Origin of the sequence: Aphanizomenon sp. UHCC 0183 (assembly GCF_009712065.1) — a bacterium.
GTDB classification, from domain to species: Bacteria; Cyanobacteriota; Cyanobacteriia; order Cyanobacteriales; family Nostocaceae; genus Dolichospermum; species Dolichospermum heterosporum.
Genome location: NZ_VILC01000165.1, coordinates 1 through 3,437, shown reverse-complemented (window position 1 = coordinate 3,437; position 3,437 = coordinate 1). Strand labels below are relative to the sequence as shown.

Sequence of the window (3,437 nt, the reverse complement as noted above, 5' to 3'; positions counted from 1 at the left end):
CTATATCAGGAGTGTTTAAAGCAACTTTTAACGCTTCTTGTTGACGGGGAGTAGGAGAACCATTAAAAACCTTTTTAGTATCAGGAGACAATGGTTTATATTCGCGGACTCTTCTTACAGGTACACGCTGATTTTCTAAAATTAATCCTAATTGTGGCATGGGACAAGTAGCATTTCTAATACTTTTTTCCGCTTCCTGACGACGGGATAAACGAGTTACATCTCTTTGTAAAGAAATGGATAAAAATCCCTGTTTAGGTGGTGATAAATCATCATCTAATTTACTAACAGAAATATCAATATTGAGATTAAATAAATCTATTTCTTCAACCATTCCTATAAATGGCTTAATTTTATTTTGTCTAGTAACTCTAGTATCATCAGCATCCAAACTAGGAAAAGATTCACTAGTTTCTAAAGAAATATTATTTCCATCCATCAGCATTTTTAACTGAATATCTATATTATTATCTCCCATTAATTTAAATCGGTAATTACCATTATCTAACATTTGGTAACTACGATATTTTAACCAGCCAACTTCCTGTACTTTTCTCTTAATACTCTCTATTTCTAACTTATTATATTCATTCCAAAGTCCTAAATAACTATTAGAATTTTCTACCAAAATATCTAAATCATTTCTGGCAGTTTTTCTTAATGTTCCTGCTAAAGATGTATCATAAAAATTAAACTTCCCTTCAATGATAATTACTGGACGCTGTTCATTAATGTTTTTAGCTTGTCTGAATTTTTCGATTTTATCAATTATTAATTTATCACCTGTGCGACGGATGTTAATAGTGCGTTCTTGACCACACAAACGAAAAGCGTTTTCTATGCCATTTTCAGGATTATTCCCCGCTTGAAATAATACTCTTTGTTGGCCATTTTCTGATATTGGTTAAACGTGGTCATGAGTATAAAAATCTTGGTTTCAGGAAAATACTATTGTTATTTCAAGTCACACCAAACCATGAACTCAACTCTTTGTTTTTGTTTACAGTAGTGTCTTAACTTGAATGAACTTAGTAGCTAATAATAAATGTATCATTCTGTATAGTATTTATGTATAAAAATATTTATGGAGTTCTCTATGGAAATATTTATAAATAATTTTTGCTATGCTGTCGCTATGGGTAACAAGTTTCAACTAGGTGATAAGGCTTCTAAGAAAAAAGCGTCTTGTCCTACCAATACCTTCGCCAAAATCCTGAAACCCTATTGATATCGTCACGATTTTATTGGCTTTCAGCCCTATATTTTGCAAATTGGCGAAGGTATTGCCTACATAATCAGCAAAATTCTCTTGCTTGAGTGTACCATTCCCAAACCCTTGGACAAAAGGATGCTCCAGACAAGCTTGGGCTAAATCTTGATTCTCCACCCATAATTCACTAGATAAATTCATCAGTTTCCTCACTTGTCTGTTAACTTCAAATATCATATCCGCTTAACTAATTACATAAGCGTAACAGCAAAAAATTTGTGCTGATAGATTTTCTTAGGGGAAATTTACCATACAATATTCGATATCAACCATAGATATCATGACTGCCAACAAGACCCCACCCAGCGAGATGATCCGCGTGCCTAATGTACTAATTCCGGTAGTACGGCAACTAGCCAAAATCCACCGCGACGGTCACACAACGGCGTTACTGCAAGGATTACAGGAAGTGATAGCGCAGTTCGATAGCAGTGTAAAACTGGAAGCAACCAGTGAATTACAGCAGGTGGAGGAGAAGCTGGGAGAACTGGAAACCCATCTTTGCCAACAAGATCAACTGGTGGCCACTAAATTAGAAGTGCTTGGTAAACAGTTAGAGAAAATAGAAAAAGCGATCGCTTTGCTCACTACAGGTATTGCTTCTGGCAAATACGGTGGTGGTAATTCTAGACCCCGGCGCTCAGGATATCCCTACCAGTATCAACAACAAGCAGTAGAGATAAAATCTTTTGCTCCTGAGAACTTAGCGCAACGGTTGGGGGTAACACAGCAGAGTTTAATTACGGAACGGGAAACCAAGAGTGAGCAGGAATTTATCAGTTGGTCTAGGAATCGTGACCCGATGAGTTTAGGCTGGAAATTTCAGGTTAGTGATGGGTTGTATTATCCAGTGAGGCAGTGATAAAGACTCACTAAAATTTGGGTTGTATCTCTGTAGAATCCTCTTGACAACCGTTAATTAACCCCATAACCCATCAATTTCCCCCTAACACAGATAATTAAGGTTATCTGTGATTGAGGGATTTTTTAAGCCACAACCGCTGCTGATATCAGGGCTGTGAGGATTTTCTGGATGAGAGTGCTTAAATAAAAGAAGAAACCCCACCAGTCGGCAGGGTTCTGTACGCATTTTTTTTGTTATATCTTTATGTTAACTCGATATCAGCAAGAGGTGACAACCTTGAAGATGGCTGATGTTGCCAATACGGCTCAACTCGTGGCTCTGTGGTTGGCAACTAAACGCAGTAAGGAGTCTCACCGGGCTTATGAAACGGATGTGCGCTATTTTATTGGTTTTTTGTTACATTCATCACCGGATACGGTGAGGCTAAATGATCTTGATCTAAGAACTGTAACTATTAATGATGTCCAGGCGTTTGCCGATTTCTTGGGGACTCAGCCAACGGCGAAAACAGGTAAGCCTTTGTCTGCTGCTAGTCGGGCTAGACGAATTGCTGCTATCAAAAGTCTGCTGAACTATGGGTGCAAAATTAAGTATCTGCAATTCAATGCTGCTGCTGATACTTTGTTACCGAAACCAAAAGATACTTTAGCGGAACGGATACTGTCGGAAACGGAGGTGATGACGATGGTGGCGTTAACGAGTAATGTGCGCGATCGCTGTTTGATTCAGTTTCTCTATTATACTGGAGCGAGAGTGGGGGAGGTGGGGCTGTTGCGTTGGGCTGATATCCGTCCCAATCGGGATGACCAGGGACAAGTGAGTTTGTTTGGTAAGGGGGATAAGTCGCGGACTGTGTTGATTCCCAGGAAATTGTATTCGGCTTTACTGGCTTTGCGTGCTGCTGATGACACGGCTAAGTCTGCGGTATTTAAAAGTCGCAAGGGGGGTGAACCGTTGCAGCCCCGCCATATCTGGGAAATTGTGGGGGAGGCAGGGCAAAAGGCGGGGATTCAGGGGAAAGTAAGCCCACACTGGTTAAGACATTCTCATGCTTCTCATAGTTTAGATAGGGGTGCGCCGGTGCAGTTGGTACAGCAAACTTTGGGGCATACTTCTTTGCAAACTACAAGCAGGTATGCACACGCTAAACCAAGCGATAGTAGTGGTCTTTATTTGCCGGGGTAGGTCATTAGGCGATCGCCAAGTGCAAGCGATCGCTGTGGAGGGTGGCTCGCTCTCTAACTCTATAAAAATTTCCCTCAAGAAAATCTATTTGGCAAGGCGATTTCTCGGTTGCTCTTA

At 40.1% G+C, this 3,437-nt stretch carries 4 protein-coding genes; 2 read left to right on the top strand and 2 right to left on the bottom strand.

Going from position 1 to position 3,437, the window contains the following annotated elements; all coding sequences use genetic code 11:
• On the bottom strand, positions 1 to 823 hold an 823-nt coding region (locus FJR37_RS25670), incomplete at its 3' end, for a hypothetical protein (protein ID WP_217355395.1).
• Between the two features lie 330 nt (positions 824 to 1,153).
• Positions 1,154 to 1,411, bottom strand: coding sequence for a hypothetical protein (locus FJR37_RS27540; protein WP_168467480.1), 258 nt, complete (start codon positions 1,409 to 1,411; stop codon positions 1,154 to 1,156).
• A 139-nt stretch (positions 1,412 to 1,550) separates the two neighbouring features.
• On the opposite strand from FJR37_RS27540, the gene FJR37_RS25660 reads away from it, so the two are divergent.
• A complete protein-coding gene (locus tag FJR37_RS25660) occupies positions 1,551 to 2,132 on the top strand; it encodes a hypothetical protein (RefSeq protein WP_168467479.1) in 582 nt (193 codons plus the stop codon).
• A gap of 246 nt (positions 2,133 to 2,378) precedes the next feature.
• Positions 2,379 to 3,320 (top strand): tyrosine-type recombinase/integrase, encoded by a 942-nt coding sequence (locus tag FJR37_RS25655; RefSeq protein WP_168467478.1) that lies wholly within the window; start codon positions 2,379 to 2,381, stop codon positions 3,318 to 3,320.
• Positions 3,321 to 3,437: the final 117 nt, after the last annotated feature.

Bases quoted from the DNA above. Each gene is read 5' to 3' on its own strand.
- FJR37_RS27540 (WP_168467480.1), bottom strand. From the start codon at position 1,411: ATGAATTTATCTAGTGAATTATGGGTGGAGAATCAAGATTTAGCCCAA.
- FJR37_RS25660 (WP_168467479.1), top strand. From the start codon at position 1,551: ATGACTGCCAACAAGACCCCACCCAGCGAGATGATCCGCGTGCCTAAT.
- FJR37_RS25655 (WP_168467478.1), top strand. From the start codon at position 2,379: ATGTTAACTCGATATCAGCAAGAGGTGACAACCTTGAAGATGGCTGAT.